Source organism: Aerosticca soli (genome assembly GCF_003967035.1).
GTDB lineage: Bacteria > Pseudomonadota > Gammaproteobacteria > Xanthomonadales > Rhodanobacteraceae > Aerosticca > Aerosticca soli.
This window is the reverse complement of sequence record NZ_AP018560.1, coordinates 2,217,501-2,239,790: the sequence shown is the minus strand read 5'-3', so window position 1 is coordinate 2,239,790 and position 22,290 is coordinate 2,217,501. Positions and strand designations below refer to the sequence as shown.

Here is a 22,290-nt window from a genome sequence, read left to right as displayed (position 1 = left end):
GCTACTGCAGCAGCGCGTTGACGGCCTCGACGTCCTTGACGTCGATGGTGCCGGCCGCCTGCTTGAGCTGCAGCTGGTCCAGGATGAATTGATGGCGCGACTGCGAATAGCTGCTCTGCGCCTGAGTCAGGGTCTGGATGGCGTTCAGCACGTCGAGCATGGTCTGGGTGCCGACGTCGAAACCGGCACGGGTGGCCTCGAGCGATTTCTGGCTGGCCTCGACCGAGGCGCGGTTGGCCTCCACCTGCCGGATGCCGGCCAGCACCGAACGGTAATAGTTCAGCGCATCGCGGGCGGTCTGGCGGCGCTGGCTTTCCAGGGCATCCTGGGCGGCGTCGCGGTTGTAGATCGACTGGCGCACGCGCGACTGGGTGGCGCCGCCGGCGAAGATCGGCACGGTCAGGGTGACCCCCACGGTGGTGCCATAGCGGCCGTTGCGGTCGGCGAAGGCGCCGCCGATGTTCTCCAGCCAGCTGGCCGACTTGCCGCGACTGACCGAGGCGTTGATGGTGGGCAGGTGGCCCGAGCGCGCGGCATTGATGGTGTGCTCGGCGGCCTGGACGTTGTACTGCTGCGCGGCGATGCTGGGATTGTTGCGCAGCGCTTCCTGCACCCAGGCGTCCGGATCCTGCGGATTGGGCGGCAGCAGCGGCAGGTTGTCGCGCAGCTTCTTGAGCGGGCCGAGCGGCCGGCCGGTGATCTGGGTCAGCGCCTCGCGCGCATCGTCCAGCGCGTTCTGGGCGGCGACGGTCTGCGCGCGGGCCAGCTCGTAGGCGGACTTGGCCTGGTATTCGTCGGTGATCGCGGCCAGGCCGACCTTGAAGCGCTGTTCGGCCTGGTCGTAGGCGCGGCGCAGTGCTTCCTCGTTGGCCTTGGCGAAGGCCAGCGTGTCCTCGCTGGTCAGCACGTTGAAATAGGCGGCGGTCACGCGCACGAACAAAGCCTGCAGCGCGGCCTCGTATTGCGAATCCTGCGATTGCGACTGCGAACGCGCGGCGTGCAGGTCGGCGATCTTGCTGAGATCGAGGATGGTCTGGTCCAGTGTCACCGATTCGGTACGCGTGCGCTCGTGGCCGCCGTTGAGCGGTGCGCCATTGGCGCCATAGACCGTGCTGGCGCTCGCGCCGCTGGCCTGGCTCAGCGACAGGCTGCCGTTGACCTGCGGCAGCAGCAGGGCGCGTGCCTGTATGACGTTCTCGCCGGTGGCGAGCCGGGTGGCCTCGGCTTGTGAAAGCACCGGGTCGTTCGCCCGGGCCTGCCGGTAGGCATCCAGGAGATCCTCGCCGTGGCCGGGCAGCGACGTCACCGTCAGGGCCAGGGCCAAGGACAGAAGCTTCAAGCGCATGGGTTTGCCTCGTCGAAGAAGTTGGGCGGTCACAGCTCGAACCGGCGCGGCGGTTCAGCGTGGCGCAGATAGGGCAGGTCGGTTTCCAGCAGGCTGGTCTCGCGCAGCAGGCGGTCGTCGCCCTGGGTCAGCAGTACCACCTGCTGCACCGGCGATTCGCCGCAGATGGCGAGCAGGCGGTCGCCGGGAGCGAGCCATTCCAGATAACGCGGCGGGATGCGGTAGACCGCGCCGGTGAGCACGATCGCGTCGAAATGCCCGTTCGGCTGCCATTCCCGCACGGCCTCGCCGAGCACCAGCTCGACGTTGCGCACCCCGGCCGCGGCCAGCCGTGCGGCGGCCGCGTCGATGAAATCGGCATGCAGGTCGATACTGGTCACGTGTCCGGCGAGGTGGGCCAGGCACGCGGTGAGGAAGCCCGAGCCGGTGCCGACCTCGAGCACGCGATCGTCTGGCGTCAGGCTGAGCGCCTGCAGGATGCGGCCTTCCAGCACCGGCTTCATCATCACCTCGCCGTGGCCGAGCGGCAGGCAGACGTCGGCGAAAGCGAGATTGCGCAGCGCAGGCGGTACGAAATCCTCGCGATGCACGCGCTTGAGCACGTCGAGCACGCGGGCGTCGAAGACCTCCCACGGCCGCACCTGGTTTTCCACCATGTTCTGCCGTGCTTGTTCGAAGTTCATCGCCATCAGCGCAGGTCCGTCAAAAGGATAAAAAAGCATAAGCGTTTGGCGCCCGGCGCGACAATTGGCACACTGCCGTGGAGGGTGCCTGCACCGAAGTGCCGGAAGTCACCGCGGCCCCCGGCGCGCCGCGTTCAGCCATCGCCATGCGCGTGGGCATCAAATAAGTGTACTTTATCGTATAGTAAAAATGATCGAGTGCATCCGAAGATGACCTTGCCGATGAGTGCCGAACCGCATACCCGCCAGCCGGGACCGGGCAGGCCCAAGGACATGGAAAAACGCGCGGCCATCCTGGAGGCCGCCAAGGCGCTGTTCGTGCGCAACGCCTTCGCCGGCACCAGCATGGATGCGATCGCCGCCGAGGCCGGCGTTTCCAAGCTGACCGTCTACAGCCACTTCGGCGACAAGGACAACCTGTTCCGCGAAGTGATCCGCGCGCACATCCAGGACCTGCTGCCGGAAGAGACCTATGCCTACGAGCCGGGTGCGGACATCCGTGACATCCTGCTGCGCATCGCGCTGATCCACGCGCGGCTGGATTGTGACCAGCAGACCGTGGGCACCTTCCGCGCCATCTTGAGCGACTGCCGCCAGGGCCTGCCGCGCTACGGCAAGCTGATCTGGGAAGAAGGCACCGTCCGCACCCAGGCGTTGATGGAGCGCCTGCTCGGCCAGGCGGTCGAGGCGGGGCAACTCGACATCGCCGACATTCCGCGCGCGGCCGAGCAGTTCTTCGCGCTGATCAAGGGCAACCTGGTGCTGCGCCGGATGTTCGGCTGCGTCGAATGCAACGAGGACTACGCGCGCGAGATCGAGGCCACCGCGCGCGCCGGCGTCGACACCTTCCTGCGCGCCTATCGGCCGCGCTGAACGCCTGGGCGACCGGTGCTGCGGCGCATTCGCCGCCGCGCCGGCCTTCGTGCTTGAATAGCCGCCAGTGCTGAAGCGGGGGTGCCGGCGGTCATGGCCGGCTGAGAGAGTCCCTTGGAACCTGACCCGGGTCGTGCCGGCGTAGGGAGGCTTCGAGACGGCGAGGGCCCCTCGTGTTTCCCCTTCGGGTTTTCCGCTTCGCGCCGGCGAATGTCTCGCCAGCCGCGCCTTGGCGCGGGCCATCCAAGCACGGAGCCATAAAGCCCATGAACGCACTTCCCACCGATCTTGCCCGCGCCGCGCAGGCGCTTTCCGCGGCGGTGACCCAGCCCATCCCCGGCTCGCGCAAGGTCCATGTGCAGGGCAGCCGCGCCGACCTGCGCGTGCCGATGCGCGAGATCATGCAGGCCGCCACGCCGACCCTGTTCGGCGGCGAGGACAACCCGCCGCTCGCGGTCTACGATACTTCCGGTCCCTACACCGATCCGGCCTATCGCGTGGATCTGGCCGCCGGCCTGCCGCCGTTGCGGCTGCGCTGGATCGAAGATCGCGGCGACAGCCAGACCCTGGCCGGGCCGACTTCCGCCTTCGGTCGCGCGCGCGCCGCCGACGCCAGGCTCGACGCCATCCGTTTCGCCGCGTTGCGTCCGCCGCGCCGTGCCAGGGCCGGCGTCAACGTCACGCAGATGCATTACGCGCGGCGCGGCATCGTCACCCCGGAGATGGAGTTCGTCGCCATCCGCGAGAACCAGCGCATCGACGCGGTGCGCGAGGCCGGCCTGCTGCGCCGCCATCCGGGCCATGCCTTCGGCGCCGCCATGCCCGAGCGCATCACGCCGGAGTTCGTGCGCGACGAGATCGCACGCGGGCGCGCCATCCTGCCGGCCAACATCAACCATCCGGAAAGCGAGCCGATGATCATCGGCCGCAACTTCCTCACCAAGATCAACGCCAACATCGGCAACAGCGCGGTGAGCTCGGGCATCGCCGAGGAGGTGGAGAAGCTGGTGTGGGCGATCCGCTGGGGCGCCGACACGGTGATGGACCTGTCCACCGGCAAGCACATCCACGAGACGCGCGAGTGGATCATCCGCAATGCGCCGGTGCCGATCGGCACGGTGCCGATCTACCAGGCGCTGGAGAAGGTCGGCGGCGTCGCCGAGGAACTGACCTGGGAGATCTTCCGCGACACCCTGATCGAGCAGGCCGAGCAGGGCGTGGACTACTTCACCATCCACGCCGGCGTGCTGCTGCGCTTCATTCCGCTCACCGCCGGGCGCGTCACCGGCATCGTCAGCCGCGGCGGATCGATCCTCGCCAAGTGGTGTCTGGCGCACCACAAGGAAAATTTCCTCTACACGCACTTCGAGGACATCTGCGAAATCATGAAGGCCTACGACGTCGCCTTCTCGCTCGGCGACGGCCTGCGCCCGGGCTCGATCGCCGACGCCAACGACGCGGCGCAGTTCGCCGAACTCGACACGCTCGGCGAACTCACGCAGGTCGCGTGGAAGCACGACGTGCAGGTGATGATCGAGGGCCCCGGCCACGTGCCCATGCAGCTCATCAAGGAGAACATGGACCGGCAGCTGGAAAAGTGCCACGAGGCGCCGTTCTACACGCTGGGGCCGCTCACCACCGACATCGCGCCCGGCTACGACCACATCACCTCTGCGATCGGCGCGGCGATGATCGGCTGGTTCGGCACTGCCATGCTCTGCTATGTGACGCCGAAGGAACACCTGGGGTTGCCGAACAAGCAGGACGTGCGCGACGGCATCATCGCCTACAAGATCGCCGCGCATGCGGCCGATCTCGCCAAGGGCCATCCGGCCGCGCAGCTGCGCGACAACGCGCTTTCCAAGGCGCGTTTCGAGTTCCGTTGGCAGGATCAGTTCAACCTCGGCCTCGATCCGGAAAAGGCGCAGGAGTTCCACGACGAGACGCTGCCAAAAGAGGCGCACAAGAGCGCGCATTTCTGCTCGATGTGCGGACCTAAGTTCTGTTCGATGAGCATCACCCAGGACGTGCGCGACTACGCCGCCGCGCAGGCCGCGGCCGGCGCGGATGCGGTGGAGGCGGGCATGGCGGAGAAGGCCGCCGAGTTCCGCGCGCAGGGCGCCGAGGTCTATCGCAAGGCGTGACGGCGCCATGAACGGCGCCCCGCGCAGCGCTTCACCCGCGCTTCGCGGGGCGTGCCTAGGATGGGCCCGATCGCCGCCGATGGGGCGGCGCCTTTTCACCGTTCCTGCGAGGAGACCCTCATGGCGGCCAACAGCAAGCCCTTCCTCACCGATATCCAGACCATCCGCAAGCGCGCTCGCGAGCACATCGACCAGGGGGCGATCACGGAAGGCTACACGGCCGACCGCGAGACGGTGATCAAGCTGCTCAACGAGGCGCTGGCCACCGAGCTGGTGTGCGTGCTGCGCTACAAGTTCCACTATTTCATGGCCAAGGGCATCCATGCCAAGAGCGTGGCGGCCGAGTTCCTCGAACATGCCAACGAGGAACAGCAGCACGCCGATCGTCTCGCCCAACGCATCACCCAGCTCGAGGGCAAGCCGGATTTCAATCCGGCGGGCCTGCTCACGCGCAGTCATGCCGACTACGTCGAGGGCGATGATCTGGTCGACATGATCAAGGAAGACCTGGTCGCCGAGCGCATCGCCATCGACAGCTACCGCGACATCGTGCGCTATCTCGGCAACGACGATCCGACCACGCGGCGGATGATGGAGGAAATCCTGGCCGCCGAGGAGGAACACGCCGAGGATCTTTCCACCCTGCTCGAGGAACTCGGCAAGAAGGGCGAGCCGGCCAAACCCGGCCGGGGCTGAAGCATCGGCCAGGGCTCCGCCTCCAGGCGGGGCCTTACCAGCCGGCCAGGGTCAGCTTGCCGATGGTGCGGCCCGATTCCAGCCGGCGGTGCGCCTCGCGCAGGTTGGCCGCGTTGATCGGCGACAGCGTCTCGCGGTGGATGTCCTTGAGTTCGCCGGCATCGATCAGCGCCGCCACCCGCGCCAGGATGCGGCCCTGCTCGGCCATGTCCGGGGTGCGGAAGCGCGGCCGGGCGAACATGAACTCCCAATGGATGCCGATGCATTTGGCCTTGTAGGGATCGCCGATGCGCAGGGCGTCCTTGGGTTCCACGATCAACCCGAGATGGCCCTGCGGGGCGAGGATCTCGCCGAGCGGCGTCCAGTAGGCGTCGGTGTCGGCGAGGTTGATCGCCGCATCGACGTGCGCATGGCCGAGGGCGGCAAGCTGCGGCGCGAGCGGCTCGCGATGATCGATCACCTGATGGGCGCCCATCGCGCGGCACCAGTCGACCGTTTCGGCGCGTGAGGCGGTGGCGATCACGGTGAAGCCGGCGCGGCGCGCGAGCTGGATGGCGACCGAGCCCACCCCGCCGGCGCCGCCGATGACGAGCAGGCACCGGCCCTGGCCGCCGCGCTCGCTGTCATACGGCATACGCTGGAAGAGGAGCTCCCACGCCGTCAGCGTGACCAGCGGCCAGGCCGCCGCCTGCCCCGCGCCGAGCGTGCGCGGGGCATGCGCGACCAGGCGCGCGTCCACGGCCTGCAGCTCGGCATTGCTGCCCGGACGGGTCACGTCGCCCGAGTAATAGACGGCATCGCCGGGGGCGAAGCCGGTCACCGCCGCGCCGACGGCCTGTACCGTGCCGGCGGCATCGAAGCCGAGCACGCGCGGCGCCGGCTCGACACCGGGCTTTGGCGCACGCAACTTGGTGTCGACCGGATTGACCGAGACCGCCTCGACGCGCACCAGCAGATCCCACGCACCGATGACCGGTGCAGGCAGCTCGACGTCGATCAGCGCGGAGGGATCGTCGATCGGCAGATAACGGGTCAGGGCGACGGCTTTCATGGTTTTTTCCTCGCGACGGGCGAGCCGCAGACGGGCGTCTGCGGCCATCAACGCCGTTCGGCGGCGTAACGCTTGACCCCGGCCAGGATCTCGGCCTTGGCCGCGTCGGCGCCGACCCAGCCGTCCACCTTCACCCACTTGCCTTTTTCCAGATCCTTGTAGTGCTCGAAGAAGTGGCCGATGCGCTCGAGCCAGTGCGGGGTGACGCCCGTGATGTCGGTGATGTGCGCATAGCCTGCGAACACCTTGGCCGTGGGCACCACCACGAGTTTCTCGTCGGCGCCGGCCTCGTCGGTCATCTTCAGCATGCCCACCGGATGGCAGCGGATCACCGAGCCTGGCACCAGCGGCAGCGGCAGGATCACCAGCGCGTCCAGGGGATCGCCATCGCCGCCCAGCGTGCCCGGCACGTAGCCGTAGTTGCACGGATAGCGCATCGGCGTGGACAGGATGCGATCGACGAAGATCGCGCCGGTTTCCTTGTCGACCTCGTATTTGACTGGCTCGGCATCCTTGGGGATCTCGATGACGACGTTGATTTCATCCGGCACGTGGCGGCCGGCCTGCACCTGATCCAGGCCCATGGAATCTCCTTTGGGGGAAGCCTTTGAAAGGGGGCGACAGCATAAGGCAAAGCACGGCGGCGCGGCCTTCCAGGGCCGGTCGGCGGTTCAGCCGAAGGGGCGCTCGCGCAGCCACTTGGTGGCGATCCATTTCTCGCCGCGGAGCACCGGCAGGCCGGCATGCAGCGACAGCGCATCGCCCGCCGCGTAGGCGAAATAGACGGCCGAACCGGCGAGCGCAGTGAAGGTGAGGCCCAGGCCAGGAAACGCGGTGCCGCCGCCTTCCTCGGGCGTGTTGAGGTAGATCACCACCGTGGCCACGCGCTGGCCGCCGCGTGCGCTGACCGCGGCGAAACCCGGCTGCGCCGGATCGAACCAGTCGTAATGCGGCTCGTACTGCTGGCCCGGTTGGTAATGGAGCACCTGCAGGCCCTCGCCATGCGTGGTGGGCAGGCCGGTCAGGGCGGCGATGCGCTGCTCGATGCGCGCGACCAGGGGCGTCTCGCCGAGGGCGAAGAACATGCCCGCGCTGGTGCGCCGCGCGTCGATCTGCTGCCGGCCGTCCTCGGCCACGGTGCGCACGCGGGCGAGCCGTGGCCGCGCCTGGGCAATGAGCGCGGCACATTCGTCGGCATCGAGCAGGTCCTGGATGAGCCGCAAGGGCGGCGCTTCCACGCTGGCGGCGATGCGCACGCGGCGATCGCCGGCATCGGCCAGCGGCGGGTGCGGATGCTGCGGCCGCGCTCCGTCCGAACTCGCCGCGGCCATCGCCGCGGGCAGCACCTCGGCCAGCGCAGCCCGGCTTTGCGGGAGCGTGTAACCGGCCTCCTGCATCAGCCGCAACAGCTGCGTCGCATCGTGCCCCGCGCCTGCGGTGGCGAGGATCCAGGCGCGCAGTTCCGGGCTGACGCCAGCCATCGCCTTACCGCTGCGTGCAGCCGGGACACGCGCTCACTGCAGGCGGTCCCACAGAAATTCGTAGACCAGGGCGTGCATGTGCGCCGACTGCCGGTTGTCGGCGCCGGCGCCGTGGCCGCCTTCCAGGTTCTCGTAGAACCATACGTCCTGGTACCCCATGGCCTGCATCTTCGCCGCCATCTTGCGCGCCTGCACCGGACCGACGCGGTCATCGCTGGTGGCGGTGTAGAACAGCACCGGCGGATAAGGCATGCCGGGCTTGAGATGGTGATACGGCGAAAAACGCCGGATGAAGGCCCATTGCGCCGGATCGTCCGGATCGCCGTATTCGGCGATCCACGAGGCGCCGGCAGAAAGCCGCGTGTAGCGGCGCATGTCCAGCAGCGGCACCTCGCTGGCGATCGCGCCGAACAGCTGCGGATACAGCGTCAGCATGTTGCCCATCAGCAGTCCGCCGTTGCTGCCGCCCTCGGCGCCCAGGTGTTTCGGCGAGGTGATGCCGCGGCGGACGAGGTCCTGCGCCACCGCGGCGAAGTCCTCGTAGGCGCGCAGCCGGTTGGCCTTCAGCGCGGCCTCGTGCCAGCGCGGGCCGTATTCGCCGCCGCCGCGGATGTTGGCGACCACATACACGCCGCCACGCTCCAGCCAGGCGCGGCCGATGCTGCCGCTGTAGGAGGGCAGCAGCGCGACCTCGAAGCCGCCGTAGCCGTACAGTAACGTGCGGTGGGCGCCGTCGGGTTTCAGGTCCTTCGGCGCGATCTCGAAGTAGGGCACGCGGGTGCCATCCTTCGAGGCGACGAAGTGCTGGCTCACCTGGAACTTGGCGGCATCGAAGAAGGCCGGGCTCTGCTTGATCGTCTCGGCCTCGCCTTCGCCGAGCACGCCGCGCTGCAGTGACGGCGGCGTCAGGAAGCCGGTAACGGTGAGCCAGTATTCGTCGATCGTATCCGGATCGGTGTCCACCACATGCACCGTGCTCATCGCCGGTGCGCCGGCCAGTGGCGCGCGTTGCCAGTCGTTGCCGGCCGATGGCGGCGTGAGCACTTCCAGTCGGCTCTTGACGTCGTCCAGCACGTCGAGGATCAGGTGATGGCGTGTCCAGTCGAACGAGGCCAGCGCGGTGTGTGCGTCGGGCTGGAACAGCACGGCGAAATCGCGCTTGCCGGCGAGGAAATCCTCAAAGCGGATCGCCAGCAGCGCGCCACCGGGATAGCTGTGACCGCCGACCGTCCACGGCGTGCGCGTTTCCACCAGCAGCCATTCGCGATGCGCGTCCACCGCGGCGGCGTCGTCGGGCACGGCCAGCTGCACCAGCCCGTCCGGCCGGCGCAGGTAATGCCGGGCGTGAAAGAAATCGGTGGCGACGAGGACGAAATCGCGCTCGAAACCCGGCGTGCGATCGTGGAAGGCACTGACGGCGAGATCCTCGGGGCGACCTTCGTACACCAGCGTCGCCGCCTCGAGCGGCGTGCCGCGGCGCCATTCCTTGACGATGCGCGGGTAGCTCGAGCGGGTCATCGAGCCGGGACCGAAATCGGTGCCGACGTAGATGCGGTTTTCGTCGATCCAGGCCACCTCGCTCTTGGCCACCGGCAACGCGAAACCGCCTTCGACGAAGGATTTGCTCAAGATATCGAACTCGCGCACCGCCACCGCGTCGCCGCCGTCGGGCGAGAGCGAGATCAGGCAGCGCGTGTAGGCCGGCTTCAGGCATTCGACGCTCTTGAAGACCCAGCGCTTGCCCTCGGCCGCGTTCAAGGCATCGACGTCGAGCAGCACTTCCCACCTCGGCGCGGCCTTGCGGTATTCGGCCAGCGTGGTACGCCGCCACAGCCCGCGTGGGTGCGCCTGGTCCTGCCAGAAGTTGTAGAGGTAGTCGCCCTTGCGGGTGACGTAGGGAATGCGCGCATCCGAATCGAGCACTTCGAGGATGCGCTCGCGGGTGTGCTCGAAGGAGGGCGAAGCGGCAAACTGCTGCTCGGTGCGCGCGTTCTGCGCCTTCACCCAGTCCAGCGCGCGGTCACCGTGGATGTCTTCCAGCCAAAGAAAGGGATCGTGCTCGTCGTCCGCGGACGCGGACCGGTCGGATGCGTGGCTCATGCCGCCCAGTGTGAGGCCAAGCGCCAGCAACGGCCAGAGCAAGCGTTTCAAGGTCATCGGGTTCGCCTCGCATAGGTTCACAAAAAGACCTGCCCACGCCGGTGTAAGACCCGGCCGCGGGGCGGGCACGCCGCGATCTTTCGCAAGATCCTGCGGCGCGCCCGTCTTCCCTCACAGCAAGGGGATCAGCAGCAGCGCGACGATGTTGATGATCTTGATGAGCGGGTTCACCGCGGGGCCGGCGGTGTCCTTGTACGGATCGCCCACGGTGTCGCCGGTGACCGCGGCCTTGTGCGCGTCCGAGCCCTTGCCGCCGTGGTGGCCGTCCTCGATGTACTTCTTGGCGTTGTCCCAGGCGCCACCGCCGGTGGTCATCGAGATCGCCACGAACAGGCCGGTGACGATGGTGCCGATCAGCACGCCGCCCAGCGCCTGCGCGCCGGCCATGGCGCCGCCCAGCCACTTGAAGCCGAACACCACGATCACCGGCACCAGCACGGGCAGCAGCGAGGGCACCAGCATCTCGCGGATCGCCGACTTGGTGAGCATGTCCACCGCGCGGGAGTAATCCGGCTTGGTGGTGCCTTCCATGATGCCGGCGATCTCGCGGAACTGGCGGCGCACTTCCTGCACCACCGCGCCGGCCGCGCGGCCGACCGCCTCCATCGCCATCGCGCCGAACAGGTACGGGATCAGGCCGCCGATCAGGAGGCCGATGATCACGTAGTGGTTGGACAGATCGAAGCTCACCGCGTCGGTGCCGAAATGCTGGCCGAGGTTGTGCGTGTAGTCGGCGAACAGCACCAGCGCCGCCAGGCCCGCCGAGCCGATCGCGTAGCCCTTGGTCACCGCCTTGGTGGTGTTGCCGACCGCGTCGAGCGGATCGGTCACGCCGCGCACTTCCGGCGGCAGTTCGGCCATCTCGGCGATGCCGCCGGCGTTGTCGGTGATCGGGCCATAGGCGTCCAGCGCCACGATCATGCCGGTCATCGACAGCATCGCGGTCGCCGCGATGGCGATGCCGTACAGACCGCACAGTGCGAACGCGCCCCAGATCGCCGCGCACACCGCCAGCACCGGCAGTGCGGTCGATTTCATCGACACGCCGAGGCCGGCGATGATGTTGGTCGCGTGACCGGTCGTGGACGCCTGCGCCACGTGACGCACCGGCGCGTACTCGGTGGCGGTGTAGTACTCGGTGATCACCACCATCGCGCCGGTCAGCGCCAGACCGATCAGCGCGCAGCCGTAAAGACGGCCGACGCCGAACGCCGAGGCGCCCATCAGTTGCGCGGTGATCGGCCAGAACGCGATCGCGGCGAGCACTGCCGAGACGGCGACGCCGGCGTAGAGCGCATTCATGATCTTCGGCCCGCGCGCCTTGACGAAAAAGGTGCCGATCACCGAGGCGATGATCGAGGCGCCGCCGAGCAGCAACGGATACAGCACGCCGTTGACGCCGGTCTGTTCCATCATCACGCCGCCGAGCAGCATGGTGGCGATCAGCGTGACCGCGTAGGTCTCGAACAGGTCGGCGGCCATGCCGGCGCAGTCGCCCACGTTGTCGCCGACGTTGTCCGCGATCACCGCCGGGTTGCGCGGATCGTCCTCGGGAATGCCGGCCTCGACCTTGCCGACGAGATCCGCGCCGACGTCCGCGCCCTTGGTGAAGATGCCGCCGCCCAGGCGCGCGAAGATCGAGATCAGCGAGGAGCCGAAGGCGAGACCCACGAGCGCGTGCAGCGCATCCATGGTGGCATAGCCCAGATGGCTCAGCACCACGTAGTAGGCGGCCACGCCGAGCAGCGCCAGTCCCACCACCAGCATGCCGGTGACCGCGCCGCCGCGGAACGCCACCGCCAGTGCCGCGGCCAGTCCGTGGCGGGCCGCCTCGGCGGTACGCACGTTGGCGCGCACCGAGACATTCATGCCGATGTAGCCGGCCGCGCCGGACAGCAGCGCGCCGACCGCGAAGCCGATCGCTGTGCGCCAGTTGAGCGCGAAACCGATCAGCACGAACAGCACCACGCCGACGCCACCGATGGTGGTGTACTGGCGGTTGAGATAGGCGCGCGCGCCTTCCTGGATCGCCGCGGCGATCGCCTGCATGCGTGCATTGCCGGGTGATTTGGCCAGCACCCAGCGCACCGACAGTGCGCCATACAAGATCGCCACGACGGCACACGCCAACACGATCCACCAGCCAGACTGCTGCAGCATCGCAAAGCCTCCCCGCATGAGTAGTGACAGTGATGATGCGAGCCGGGCCGTGATGCCCGACAGGGTCGCCCGTGGCGGCCGTCCGAGTATAGGCAGAGCCACTGCCGCGCGGCGTTGTGCGTCGCAACGCCGCGGCGCATGGATGTGATCGCGTTCCGGCCACCTTGCGCGGTTGGCGCTAAGCACCGCACGGGGATGCGGTGTCGCAAAAACTTCAAGATCGCCGACTAGCCTTGCGCCCGGTTTTTCTACAAAGGTCGCGTGATGATCCTTTCCACCTTGCGGTCGTCGTGGCCGGTTTCCCTGTCGCTGCGGGCGCGGCTGCTTCTGCGCCTGTTCGGCCTGCTGACCTTGCTGCTACTCATCGGTATCGGCGCGCTGTCCTCGCTCCAACGTGCCGATCGGCGCATCGGTGGCCTGGTCGCCGACGCGTTGAGTCCGGTGGCCGAGGTCGGGCGCATCCAGAACGACTACGCCGAAATCCTGAATGCGGTCACCCATGCGGCGATGACCCGGCTGCCCTCGGCCGTCAACGATGCCAAAAGCCAGATCCAAGCCAGCCGAGTGGACATCGAGCGGCATTGGCAGCCGTTGCTGACCAGCGGCCTGGGACGCGCGCAGGCGCAGCTGATGCAAGGTGCCGAAGCCCATCGCAAGGCGGTCGAGAGCTCGCTGCAACAGGCGCTGCAATTACTCGATGCCGGCGATTTCGACATGGCGCAATTGCAAGTGTCTTCCGACCTGCAGGCGTCTTTCGTGCCCCTGCATGCGGACTTCTCCAACTTGTTCGAACAGGCGATCGTGGCCGGCCACGGCGTCGTGGCGAGCGGGCATGCCGCCACCCGCGTGGCGCTCGTCGCGTTGCTGGCGCTCATCGTCGCCGGTCTCGTCGTCACGGCGGTGCTGGACATGCTGCTGATCCGCTCGCTCACGCGTCGCCTGCGCGGCGCCATCGACGTGGCGCAGCGCATCGCCGCCGGCGAGCTCGGCATGCCGATCGCGGTGGATACCGACGACGAGATCGGTGCCCTGTGCCGGGCGCTGCAACGCATGGAGGGCGCGTTGAGCGCCGTGGTGGACGAGGTGCGCGAGGGTGCCGAGGGCGTACACGCGGCGGCCGATCGGCTGACTGCGGACAACGCCGCCTTGAGCCTGCGTACGCGCGCGCAGGCCAAGGGCATCGAGGAAACCAACGCCGCGATGGCGCAGCTGACCCGCGCCGTGCAGTTCGTCGCCGACGGCGCCGAGCGCGCCGACGCGCTGGCTCGCGAGGCACGCGAACAGGCCGGGCAGGGCGAGCGCATCCTGGCCGAAGCGGTGAGTTCGATGGCCCGGATCGATGCCTCGAGCCAGCAGTTGGCCGATCTCGTCGCCGAGATCAACGGCATTGCCTTCCAGACCCGGCTGCTGGCGCTCAACGCCACCGTCGAGGCAGCGCATGCCGGCAGTCACGGGCGCGGTTTTGCGGTGGTCGCCGACGAGGTGCGTCAGCTCGCCCTGCGATCCGAGGTGGCAGCCAGGGAGGCCCACCGGCTGATCGAGGAAAACAGCGCATCGATTCACGGCGGCGCCGAACAGGTGCACCGGTCCGGCCGCATGCTGGCACACATCGTCGACAGCGTCGTCAAGGTCTCGCTGGCGGTGGCCGACATCAGCGCAAGCAGCCGCGCGCAGGCGGTGGACATCCGCCAGGTCGGTCAGGCACTGGCGCAGATCGATCAGGCGACCGGGCAGAACGCGGCCCTGGTCGATGAGGTCAACGCCTCGGGGCAGACGTTGCGTGCGCGCGCCGATGCGCTGTTGCGACGCATCGCGTTCTTCCATCCGGCATCGGCCGTACCCGATCCGGGCCGGGATGGCGATTGCGAGGCGTTGCCGGTTCAGACACTGGCCTGGGCTGGCGCCTGAGCCGGCAGCTGACGGTGGCCGCCGCGGCGGGTGCCACGGCGATCGCGCACGGAACCCGCCCGTGCCTGCGTCAACGCCCGAACGGCGGCAGCTTCGGCTTTACCGCCACGTTCTTGAGCGTGACATAGGCGGGCAGGCCGTCCTTGCCGTAAGGCGGGGCATCCTCGCCGCGGATCAGCGGGGCGAGATAGCGACGGGCGGCGGCGGTGATGGAAAAACCGTCGCGGCCGATGAAGGCGTTGGGCATCTTTTTCTCGCGGTTGGCGATTTTGGCCAGCGGCGCCGGCTCGATCTTCCACCGGTACGGGCTGTCTGAGGTGCGCACGATCACCGGCATCACCGCATGCATGCCGGCGAGGGCGTAGTCCACCGCGGCGCGTCCGACGGCATAGGCGTGCGCCACGTCGGTCTTGGAAGCCAGATGCCGCGCCGAGCGTTGCAAATAGTCTGGCAGCGCCCAGTGCACCTTGAGCTTGAGCCGGTCCTTGACCTTCGCCGCCAGCACCGCGGCGACGCCGCCCAGCTGGCTGTGGCCGAAGGCGTCCCGGGTGCCGCCCTCGGCCAGGAAACGGCCTTCCGCATCGCGGATGCCCTCGGAGGCGACCACGGTGCACCAGCCCACGCGGTCGACCGTGGCCTGCACCCTGGCGAGGAAGGCGTCTTCGTCGAACACCCGCTCGGGGAACAGGATGACGTGCGGCGGCGCGTCCGCGCCCTCGCCGGCCAGGCCGGCGGCGGCGGCGATCCAGCCGGCGTGGCGGCCCATCACTTCGAGGATGAACACCTTGGTCGAGGTGTCCGCCATCGAGGCCACGTCCAGGCTCGCCTCCCGCACCGCCACCGCGGTGTACTTGGCGACCGAGCCGAAACCCGGGCAGCAGTCGGTGACGGCGAGATCGTTGTCCACCGTCTTGGGCACGCCGATGCAGCGCACGTCGTAACCCATCGCCTTGGACAGCTGCGAGATCTTGAGCGCGGTGTCGGCCGAGTCGTTGCCGCCGTTGTACAGGAACCAGCGGATGTCGTGCGCGCGCAGCACTTCGATCAGACGCTCGTACTCGGCGCGGTTTTCCTCCAGTGACTTGAGCTTGTAGCGACACGAGCCGAACGCGCCGCCCGGCGTGTGACGCAGCGCGGCAATCGCGCTTTTGGCTTCCTTGCCGGTATCGATGAGCTCCTCGCGCAGGACGCCCAGAATGCCGTTGCGCGCGGCATACACCGGCACGCCGGCGGCGCGGGCGGTCTCGATCACGCCGGCGGCGGTGGCGTTGATCACGGCGGTGACGCCGCCGGACTGCGCATACAGCAGGCGACCGGCGGGACGGGAGCGGACGGAACGAGGCATCGTGAAGACTCCTGTTTGTAAGGGCTTGGCGATAGGGCGGCGGCGCGGACGGCTCGTGCGTCGTCTTGCGGTTTGACGGGGCCGGGTGCAGACGTTACTTTGACCGCCGCCTTTTCACCAACCCGCCACGCGTGGCCCGCAACGGCGGATCGCGGAGCGTTATGCGACTCGTGCTACTCGGTGCGCCCGGTTCGGGCAAGGGCACCCAAGCCGCCCGGCTCAAGGCCGAACTCGGGGTGCCGCACATTTCCACCGGCGACATGCTGCGCGCGGCGGTGGCCGCCGGCACCGCCCTCGGACGCAAGGCCAAGGCGGTGATGGACGCCGGCCAGCTGGTCTCCGACGACATCCTGCTCGGCATGCTGGAAGAACGGCTGGCCCAGCCCGATGCCAGGCACGGCTTCATCCTCGACGGCTATCCGCGCAACCTGGCCCAGGCCGACGCCTTGGACCGGCTGCTGGCGCGCATCGGCCAGCCGCTCGATGCGGTGGTCAAGCTCGAGGTGCCCAACGAGGTCATCCTGCGCCGCTGCGAGCAGCGCTTCGCCGCCGAGGGCCGCGCGGACGACAACCCCGACACCGTGCGCAAGCGACTGGCGGTCTATGCCGAACAGACCGCGCCGGTGGCCGACTACTACGCGCAGCGCGGCAAGCTCAAAGTGGTGGATGGCGTCGGCGCGCTGGACGAGGTGACCGCCCGCATCCGCGCCGCGCTCAAGGATCTCTCCTCCGCCGGTTGAAGCCGTAAAGCCCGCTTTTTCCTCCGTTCGCGGCTCCCCCGGCGCCGCCTCCTGCGACGTCAGTCCATGCGCCTGCACATCCTCGGCATCTGCGGCACCTTCATGGGCGGCGTCGCCGCCCTCGCGCGCGAACTCGCCCTGGAGGTGACGGGCTCCGACGCCCGCGTCTATCCGCCGATGAGCACGCAGCTCGAAGCGCTCGGCATCCGCCTGATGGACGGCTATACGGCCGAACACCTCAAGCCCGCGCCTGACCTGGTCGTGGTCGGCAATGCGATGACGCGCGGCAATCCGGCGGTCGAATACATGCTCGATGCGCGCCTGCGCTACGTTTCCGGCCCGCAGTGGCTGGGCGAGCAGGTGCTGGCCGGACGCGAGGTGCTGGCCGTGGCCGGCACCCACGGCAAGACCACCACCACCAGCCTGCTCGCGCATCTTTTGGAAAGCGAGGGATGCGCACCGGGCTTCCTGGTCGGCGGCGTGCCCGGCAACTTCGGCGTGTCGGCGCGGCTCGGCAGCGGGGCGCCGTTCGTGATCGAGGCCGACGAGTACGACACCGCGTTCTTCGACAAGCGCTCGAAGTTCGTGCATTACCGTCCGCGCATCGCCGTGCTCAACAACCTCGAGTACGACCACGCCGACATCTTCCCCGACCTGGCCGCGATCCAGCGCCAGTTCCATCATCTGGTGCGTACCGTGCCGGGCAACGGCCGGTTGATCGTCAACGCGCACGATGCGCATCTGGCCGAAGTGCTGGCGATGGGCTGCTGGACGCCGGTGGAAACCTTCGGCATCGGCCGCGGCGACTGGCAGGGCGAACTGCTGGCGGCGGACGGTTCCGTCTTCGCCGTGCATCGGCAAGGCGAGCGCCTAGGCGAAGTGCACTGGCCGCTGATCGGCCGGCACAACGTGCTGAACGCCCTGGCCGCGCTGGCCGCGGCGCATGCCGCCGGCGTCGACCCGCGCACGCTGCTGCCGGCCTTTGCGCTTTTTGCCGGCGCCAGACGTCGCCTGGAAAAGCTCGGCAAGGTCGCCGGCGTCGAGGTGTATGACGACTTCGCCCACCATCCGACCGCCATCGCCACCACGCTGGCCGGCCTGCGCGCACGGGTGGGCGATGCGCGCATCGTCGTCGCGCTGGAGCCGCGGTCCAATTCGATGCGCATGGGCGCGCACGCCGACGCGCTGGCGCCCGCGCTGGCCGATGCGGACGAGGTGGTGTTTTTGCATCGTCCCGAGCTGGCGTGGGACGCCGAGCGCGTGATCGCGGCGCTTGGCGGTCGTGGCCGCACGGCGCCGAGCGTCGAGGCGATGATCGCCGTCCTGCGCGAGCGCGTGCGTGCGGGCGACCATGTGGTCTTCATGTCCAACGGCGGCTTCGAGAATGCGCCGCGACGCCTGCTCGAGGCCTTGGCGGCGCCGGGCGCCCACGGCCGCGCGGATTGACTGGTCCGTGTCGCGAACGCCCTTTCCGCCTTCCGGCCGCGCTCTTACACTCACCTTCCCTCGCCCGAGAAGACTCTATGAACCTCAAGGGTAAGACCCTGTTCATCACCGGCGCCTCGCGCGGCATCGGGCTGGCGATCGCACTGCGCGCGGCGCGAGACGGTGCCAACGTGGTCATCGCGGCCAAGAGCGGCGTCCCCAATCCCAAGCTGCCCGGCACCATCCACACCGCGGCGGCGGCGGTGGAAGCCGCCGGCGGACGCGCATTGGCGGTGCAGATGGACATCCGTGACGAGGCCGAGGTGCAGGCGGCGGTCGATGCGGCCGTCGCGCATTTCGGCGGCATCGACATCCTGGTCAACAACGCCAGCGCGATCTGGCTGGCCGGCGTGGAAGGCACGCCGATGAAGCGCTTCGACCTGATGCACCAGGTCAACCTGCGCGGCACTTTCCTCGCCACCCGTACCTGTCTGCCGCATCTCAGGCGCGCCGCCAATCCGCACGTGCTGATGCTGGCGCCGCCGCCCAGCCTCGACCCCAAATGGTTTGCGCCGCACACCGCCTACACCATCGCCAAGATGGGCATGAGCCTGTGCGTGCTCGGCATGAGCGGCGAGTTCGCGCCGCACGGCATCGCGGTGAACGCCCTGTGGCCGCGCACCGTGATCGCCACCGCGGCGATCGCCATGATCGATGGCGTGAAGCCCGGGCAATGCCGCAAGCCGGAGATCGTCGCCGACGCCGCGCATGCCATCCTCACCCGGCCCGCGCGCGAATACAGCGGCCATTTCGCTCTCGACGAGGACGTGCTGCGCGAAACCGGCGTCACCGATTTCGAGGCCTATGCGGTTGCGCCCGGGCATCCCCTGTTGCCTGATCTCTTTCTCGACTGACGTGCTGGCGGAGTCACGGCCCATGCCCTGGCGGCATCCTTCATCGTCCTCATTGATCGACCTCGGCAAGCGCTACTGGTTGCCGGTCTACAAGCCGCGCGAGCTCGTGCTCGATCATGGTCTGGGTTCCAGGGTGTGGGACACCGAGGGGCGCGACTACATCGATTTCGGCGCCGGCATCGCGGTGAACGCGCTCGGTCACCAGGATCCGGACTTGCTGGAAGCCTTGACCGCGCAGGCGCACAAGCTCTGGCACAGCAGCAACGTGTTCTATACCGAGCCGCCGCTGCGCCTGGCCGAGGAGCTGATCCAGGCTTCGGGCTTCGCCGAGCGCGTGTTCCTGTGCAACTCCGGTGCCGAGGCGAACGAAGCGGCGATCAAGCTGGTGCGCAAATGGGCGGCAGGACAGGGGCGGCCGCCGGAACGGCGGGTGATCGTCACCTTCCGCGGCTCGTTTCATGGCCGCACGCTGGCCACCGTCACCGCCACCGCGCAGCCGAAGTACCAGCAGGGCTACGAGCCGCTGCCGGAAGGCTTCCGCTACCTCGACTTCAACGATGCCGAAGCGCTGGAGCAGGCCTTCGGCGCCGGCGACATCGCCGCGGTGATGCTGGAGCCGATACAGGGCGAAGGCGGCGTGGTGCCGGCCGCGCCGGGTTTCCTCGAACGCGTGCGCGCCTTGTGCGATGCCCACGACGCGCTGCTGGTGCTGGACGAGATCCAGTGCGGCATGGGGCGCACGGGCACGCTGTTCGCCTTCGCGCAGGAACACATCCGGCCCGACATCGTCACCCTGGCCAAGGCCTTGGGCTGTGGCTTCCCGATCGGCGCCATGCTGGCCGGCCCGAAGGTCGCCGGGGTCATGCAATACGGCGACCACGGCACCACTTTCGGCGGCAATCCGCTGGCCGCCGCGGTGGCCAGGGTGGCGCTGCGCAAGCTCGGTTCCACCGAGGTGCTGATGAACGTCGAGCGGCAGGGGAACGACCTGCGCGAGGGCCTTGCGCGCATCGGCCGTGAGCTTGGCCTGTTCGAAGCCATACGCGGCCGTGGCCTGATGCTCGGCGCGGTGTTGCGCGAGCCGCACAAGGGACGGGCCGGCGAGATGCTCGACTACGCCGCCGCGCATGGATTGCTGTTGCTGCAGGCCGGCCCGGACGTGTTGCGTTTCGTGCCGCCGCTCGTCATCGATGACCAAGAACTGGCCGAAGGCTTGCGCCGCCTGCATGCGGCGCTGGCCGATTACGCCGGTGCGTCGACATGCCAACCCTGAGGGAATACCCATGAAATACCTGCATACCATGGTGCGCGTGCGCGACCTGGACGCTTCACTGCGTTTTTACTGCGATGGTCTTGGCCTGCGCGAGGTGCGTCGCAAGGATGTCCCGGAAGGCAAGTACACGCTGGTGTTCCTGTGCGCGCCGGAAAGCCCGGAAGCCGAGCTCGAGCTCACTTACAACTGGGGGTCCACGGAAGATTACGGCAGTGCGCGCAACTTCGGTCATCTGGCCTTCGAGGTGGAGGACATCTACGCGCTATGCCAGCACCTCAAGGACATGGGCTACACCATCCACCGGCCGCCGCGTGACGGTCACATGGCTTTCGTACGCTCGCCCGACCTGATCTCGATCGAGCTCCTGCAGCGCGGTGCGCCGCTGCCGGCCAGGGAACCCTGGGCATCCATGCCCAATACCGGCACTTGGTAGAGAGCCCCGCTACAGACAGGCGACTTTTTGCAAAACGACAGGGGGATTGCACATGAGTCTGACCATCGAGCAGTGGACCATGCTCGGCACGTGGGCGGCGCCCTCGGTGGCCGCGATGGGTTTCTTGTTGATACGCAACCAGCTGCGCGGCGAGCGCGAATCGCTGGAGACGCAGACGAGCTGGCAGGTCTATGAGGTCGGCAGCACGATTCTGCAGATTTTCATCGCCAATCCCGAGTGCCGTCCCTATTTTTACGACGACAAACCCATCCCGGACGAGGAGCCTCTGCGCAGCAAGGTCCTCGCGATCGTCGAACTGGTCTGCGACCTGATGGAGAACGTCATCCTCAATCGGCACGCGCTGGATGCGGAAACCTACAAGGTCTGGGTGCTCTACATGCAGGGGCTGTTCAACCGCAGCCCGACCATGCGCGCGTTCTTGGCCTTCGAAAACGAAGGCTACCGATACTCGCGTCAGCTGCTCGATCTGCTCCAGGCTGGCGTAAACGAGGCAGTAGGAAGCGTGGCATGGCTCGCGGAGCAGCGCCTCCTGCAGCAGCGTGTCGTGCGCAAGCGCGGATTCATGGTCTTCAAGGCACCGAAGCGCGCGGTGCAGCCGAGTGGCGCATGATCGTGATGGGGCGTCCTAAGTAGACATCCTCGCGCACGGTCTGCCAGCCCAGGCGCAGGTACAGGCCGACCTGATCGAAGGTGTAAAGGTACAGGGCCGGCACCAGGCCGTCCGCGTACTCCATGGCGTAGCGAACCAGCGCGCTGCCGAACCCTCGGCGGCGCCAATGCGGCATCACCAGCACATTGGCAAGCCACGGCCCCCATGTCGGGCAGGTGGGTAGATCGTGCGGCACCACGCTGGCGATGCCGGCAAGCTCTCCGTCGACGCGACAGCCGAAAAACTTGGGTATGGTCACCGCAGGATCGAGGCTGCGCAGGATGTCGGCCTTGTTCTCCTGCCACACCGCGGGGGCTTCGAGGCGCGCCCATTCCTGATAGATCCAGCGGCCCGCCGTTTCGGCTTCGGCTTCGTCCTTGAGGGGGGAAATCTCGACGAGCTCGGTCTTCATCCGGCACGTGCCTCCTCGAACGCCTCGCGGGCGGCTTGCAGCGTATCGTCAACGTCCTGGTCCGAATGCGCGCTGGACAGGAATCCGGCCTCGAAGGCGCTCGGTGCCAGGAAGACGCCGCGCTTCAACATGCCGTGGAAGAAGCGGTTGAACAGCACGATGTCGGCAGCGGTGGCTTGCGCGTAACTGCGCACCGGGCCTCGGGCGAAGAACAGACCGAACATGCCGCCCACCGCATGTGTGCTGAATGGCACGCCGGCGGCATCGGCGAGTCTCTGCAGCCCCTCGCAGAGGCGGCGCGTGCGCGCGGCGAGCGCGTCAAAAAAGCCCGGCTCCTGCACCAGCTCCAGCATCGCCAGCCCCGCCGCCATCGCCACCGGATTGCCGCTTAAGGTGCCGGCCTGATAGATCGGGCCGGCCGGCGCGATCTGTTCCATCAGTTCGCGTCGACCGCCGTAGGCGCCCACCGGCATGCCGCCACCGATGACCTTGCCGAGCGTGGTGAGATCCGGCTGCACGCCGTAAAGCGCTTGCGCGCCGCCCAGCGCGACGCGGAAGCCGGTCATCACCTCGTCGA

20 protein-coding genes and 1 riboswitch (1 of these 21 cut by a window edge) are annotated in these 22,290 nt (G+C 68.1%); of the genes, 10 read left to right on the top strand and 10 right to left on the bottom strand.

Annotated features, from left to right (window positions below; translation table 11 throughout):
* Position 1: 1 nt before the first annotated feature.
* Both ALSL_RS10520 and ALSL_RS10515 read right to left on the bottom strand, forming a co-directional pair.
* Positions 2-1,345, bottom strand: a complete 1,344-nt coding sequence (locus ALSL_RS10520; protein WP_126538951.1) for a TolC family outer membrane protein — start codon at positions 1,343-1,345, stop codon at positions 2-4.
* Positions 1,346-1,374: 29 nt separating this feature from the next.
* A complete protein-coding gene (locus ALSL_RS10515) occupies positions 1,375-2,034 on the bottom strand; it encodes a protein-L-isoaspartate O-methyltransferase family protein (protein WP_126538949.1) in 660 nt (219 codons plus the stop codon).
* Between the two features lie 216 nt (positions 2,035-2,250).
* On the opposite strand from ALSL_RS10515, the gene ALSL_RS10510 reads away from it, so the two are divergent.
* The 3 genes from ALSL_RS10510 to ALSL_RS10500 all read left to right on the top strand — a co-directional run bounded on the left by ALSL_RS10510 (position 2,251) and on the right by ALSL_RS10500 (position 5,741).
* Positions 2,251-2,901 carry a TetR/AcrR family transcriptional regulator gene (locus ALSL_RS10510; protein ID WP_126538947.1) on the top strand — a complete coding sequence of 217 codons (651 nt, stop codon included), beginning with the start codon at positions 2,251-2,253 and terminating at the stop codon, positions 2,899-2,901.
* Positions 2,902-2,968: 67 nt separating this feature from the next.
* A riboswitch (TPP riboswitch) is annotated at positions 2,969-3,067 on the top strand.
* Between the two features lie 100 nt (positions 3,068-3,167).
* On the top strand, positions 3,168-5,045 hold the full coding sequence (thiC, locus tag ALSL_RS10505) for a phosphomethylpyrimidine synthase ThiC (RefSeq protein ID WP_126538945.1): 1,878 nt from the start codon (positions 3,168-3,170) through the stop codon (positions 5,043-5,045).
* Positions 5,046-5,165: 120 nt separating this feature from the next.
* A complete protein-coding gene (locus ALSL_RS10500; protein WP_126538943.1) occupies positions 5,166-5,741 on the top strand; it encodes a ferritin-like domain-containing protein in 576 nt (191 codons plus the stop codon).
* A 34-nt stretch (positions 5,742-5,775) separates the two neighbouring features.
* Here the strand turns inward: ALSL_RS10500 and ALSL_RS10495 are convergent, their stop codons facing one another.
* From ALSL_RS10495 to ALSL_RS10475, 5 genes are all read right to left on the bottom strand, one after another.
* Positions 5,776-6,792: a zinc-binding alcohol dehydrogenase family protein gene (locus tag ALSL_RS10495; RefSeq protein ID WP_126538941.1), complete on the bottom strand. Its 1,017-nt coding sequence runs from the start codon at positions 6,790-6,792 to the stop codon at positions 5,776-5,778.
* A 47-nt stretch (positions 6,793-6,839) separates the two neighbouring features.
* Positions 6,840-7,376 carry an inorganic diphosphatase gene (ppa, locus tag ALSL_RS10490; RefSeq protein WP_126538939.1) on the bottom strand — a complete coding sequence of 179 codons (537 nt, stop codon included), beginning with the start codon at positions 7,374-7,376 and terminating at the stop codon, positions 6,840-6,842.
* Positions 7,377-7,463: 87 nt separating this feature from the next.
* Positions 7,464-8,273, bottom strand: coding sequence for a 2OG-Fe(II) oxygenase (locus ALSL_RS10485; RefSeq protein WP_126538937.1), 810 nt, complete (start codon positions 8,271-8,273; stop codon positions 7,464-7,466).
* A gap of 33 nt (positions 8,274-8,306) precedes the next feature.
* The gene (locus tag ALSL_RS10480) at positions 8,307-10,424 is read right to left on the bottom strand and encodes a prolyl oligopeptidase family serine peptidase (RefSeq protein ID WP_425479016.1); all 2,118 of its coding nucleotides are present in this window, start codon (positions 10,422-10,424) and stop codon (positions 8,307-8,309) included.
* A gap of 120 nt (positions 10,425-10,544) precedes the next feature.
* A complete protein-coding gene (locus ALSL_RS10475; protein WP_126538933.1) occupies positions 10,545-12,593 on the bottom strand; it encodes a sodium-translocating pyrophosphatase in 2,049 nt (682 codons plus the stop codon).
* A gap of 264 nt (positions 12,594-12,857) precedes the next feature.
* Between ALSL_RS10475 and ALSL_RS10470 the strand changes: the two genes are divergently transcribed.
* On the top strand, positions 12,858-14,501 hold the full coding sequence (locus ALSL_RS10470; protein ID WP_126538931.1) for a methyl-accepting chemotaxis protein: 1,644 nt from the start codon (positions 12,858-12,860) through the stop codon (positions 14,499-14,501).
* A 70-nt stretch (positions 14,502-14,571) separates the two neighbouring features.
* On the opposite strand, the gene ALSL_RS10465 is transcribed toward ALSL_RS10470, so the two are convergent.
* Complete coding sequence (locus ALSL_RS10465; RefSeq protein WP_126538929.1) at positions 14,572-15,846, bottom strand: 6-phosphofructokinase; 1,275 nt, start codon at positions 15,844-15,846, stop codon at positions 14,572-14,574.
* A gap of 161 nt (positions 15,847-16,007) precedes the next feature.
* Between ALSL_RS10465 and ALSL_RS10460 the strand changes: the two genes are divergently transcribed.
* The 6 genes from ALSL_RS10460 (at position 16,008) to ALSL_RS10435 (ending at position 21,262) form a co-directional block, all read left to right on the top strand.
* Positions 16,008-16,586: an adenylate kinase gene (locus ALSL_RS10460; protein WP_126538927.1), complete on the top strand. Its 579-nt coding sequence runs from the start codon at positions 16,008-16,010 to the stop codon at positions 16,584-16,586.
* Positions 16,587-16,652: 66 nt separating this feature from the next.
* Positions 16,653-18,032, top strand: a complete 1,380-nt coding sequence (gene mpl, locus ALSL_RS10455) for a UDP-N-acetylmuramate:L-alanyl-gamma-D-glutamyl-meso-diaminopimelate ligase (RefSeq protein ID WP_126538925.1) — start codon at positions 16,653-16,655, stop codon at positions 18,030-18,032.
* Between the two features lie 77 nt (positions 18,033-18,109).
* Positions 18,110-18,925, top strand: coding sequence for an SDR family oxidoreductase (locus tag ALSL_RS10450; RefSeq protein ID WP_126538923.1), 816 nt, complete (start codon positions 18,110-18,112; stop codon positions 18,923-18,925).
* Positions 18,926-18,947: 22 nt separating this feature from the next.
* Positions 18,948-20,198 (top strand): acetylornithine/succinylornithine family transaminase, encoded by a 1,251-nt coding sequence (locus ALSL_RS10445; protein ID WP_126538922.1) that lies wholly within the window; start codon positions 18,948-18,950, stop codon positions 20,196-20,198.
* Positions 20,199-20,208: 10 nt separating this feature from the next.
* Positions 20,209-20,631 (top strand): VOC family protein, encoded by a 423-nt coding sequence (locus tag ALSL_RS10440; protein WP_126538920.1) that lies wholly within the window; start codon positions 20,209-20,211, stop codon positions 20,629-20,631.
* Positions 20,632-20,683: 52 nt separating this feature from the next.
* Positions 20,684-21,262: a hypothetical protein gene (locus tag ALSL_RS10435; RefSeq protein WP_126538918.1), complete on the top strand. Its 579-nt coding sequence runs from the start codon at positions 20,684-20,686 to the stop codon at positions 21,260-21,262.
* On the opposite strand, the gene ALSL_RS10430 is transcribed toward ALSL_RS10435, so the two are convergent.
* Both ALSL_RS10430 and hemL read right to left on the bottom strand, forming a co-directional pair.
* Positions 21,222-21,713, bottom strand: coding sequence for a GNAT family N-acetyltransferase (locus ALSL_RS10430; RefSeq protein ID WP_126538916.1), 492 nt, complete (start codon positions 21,711-21,713; stop codon positions 21,222-21,224). The two genes, ALSL_RS10435 and ALSL_RS10430, sit on opposite strands and share 41 nt — an antisense overlap.
* On the bottom strand, positions 21,710-22,290 hold the 3' end of the coding sequence (hemL, locus tag ALSL_RS10425) for a glutamate-1-semialdehyde 2,1-aminomutase (RefSeq protein WP_126538914.1). The gene runs 703 nt beyond the window's last position; 581 of the gene's 1,284 nt are visible here — the last part of the coding sequence; the start codon falls outside the window, past its right edge; it ends in the stop codon at positions 21,710-21,712. The genes ALSL_RS10430 and hemL overlap by 4 nt, the downstream gene beginning before the upstream one ends.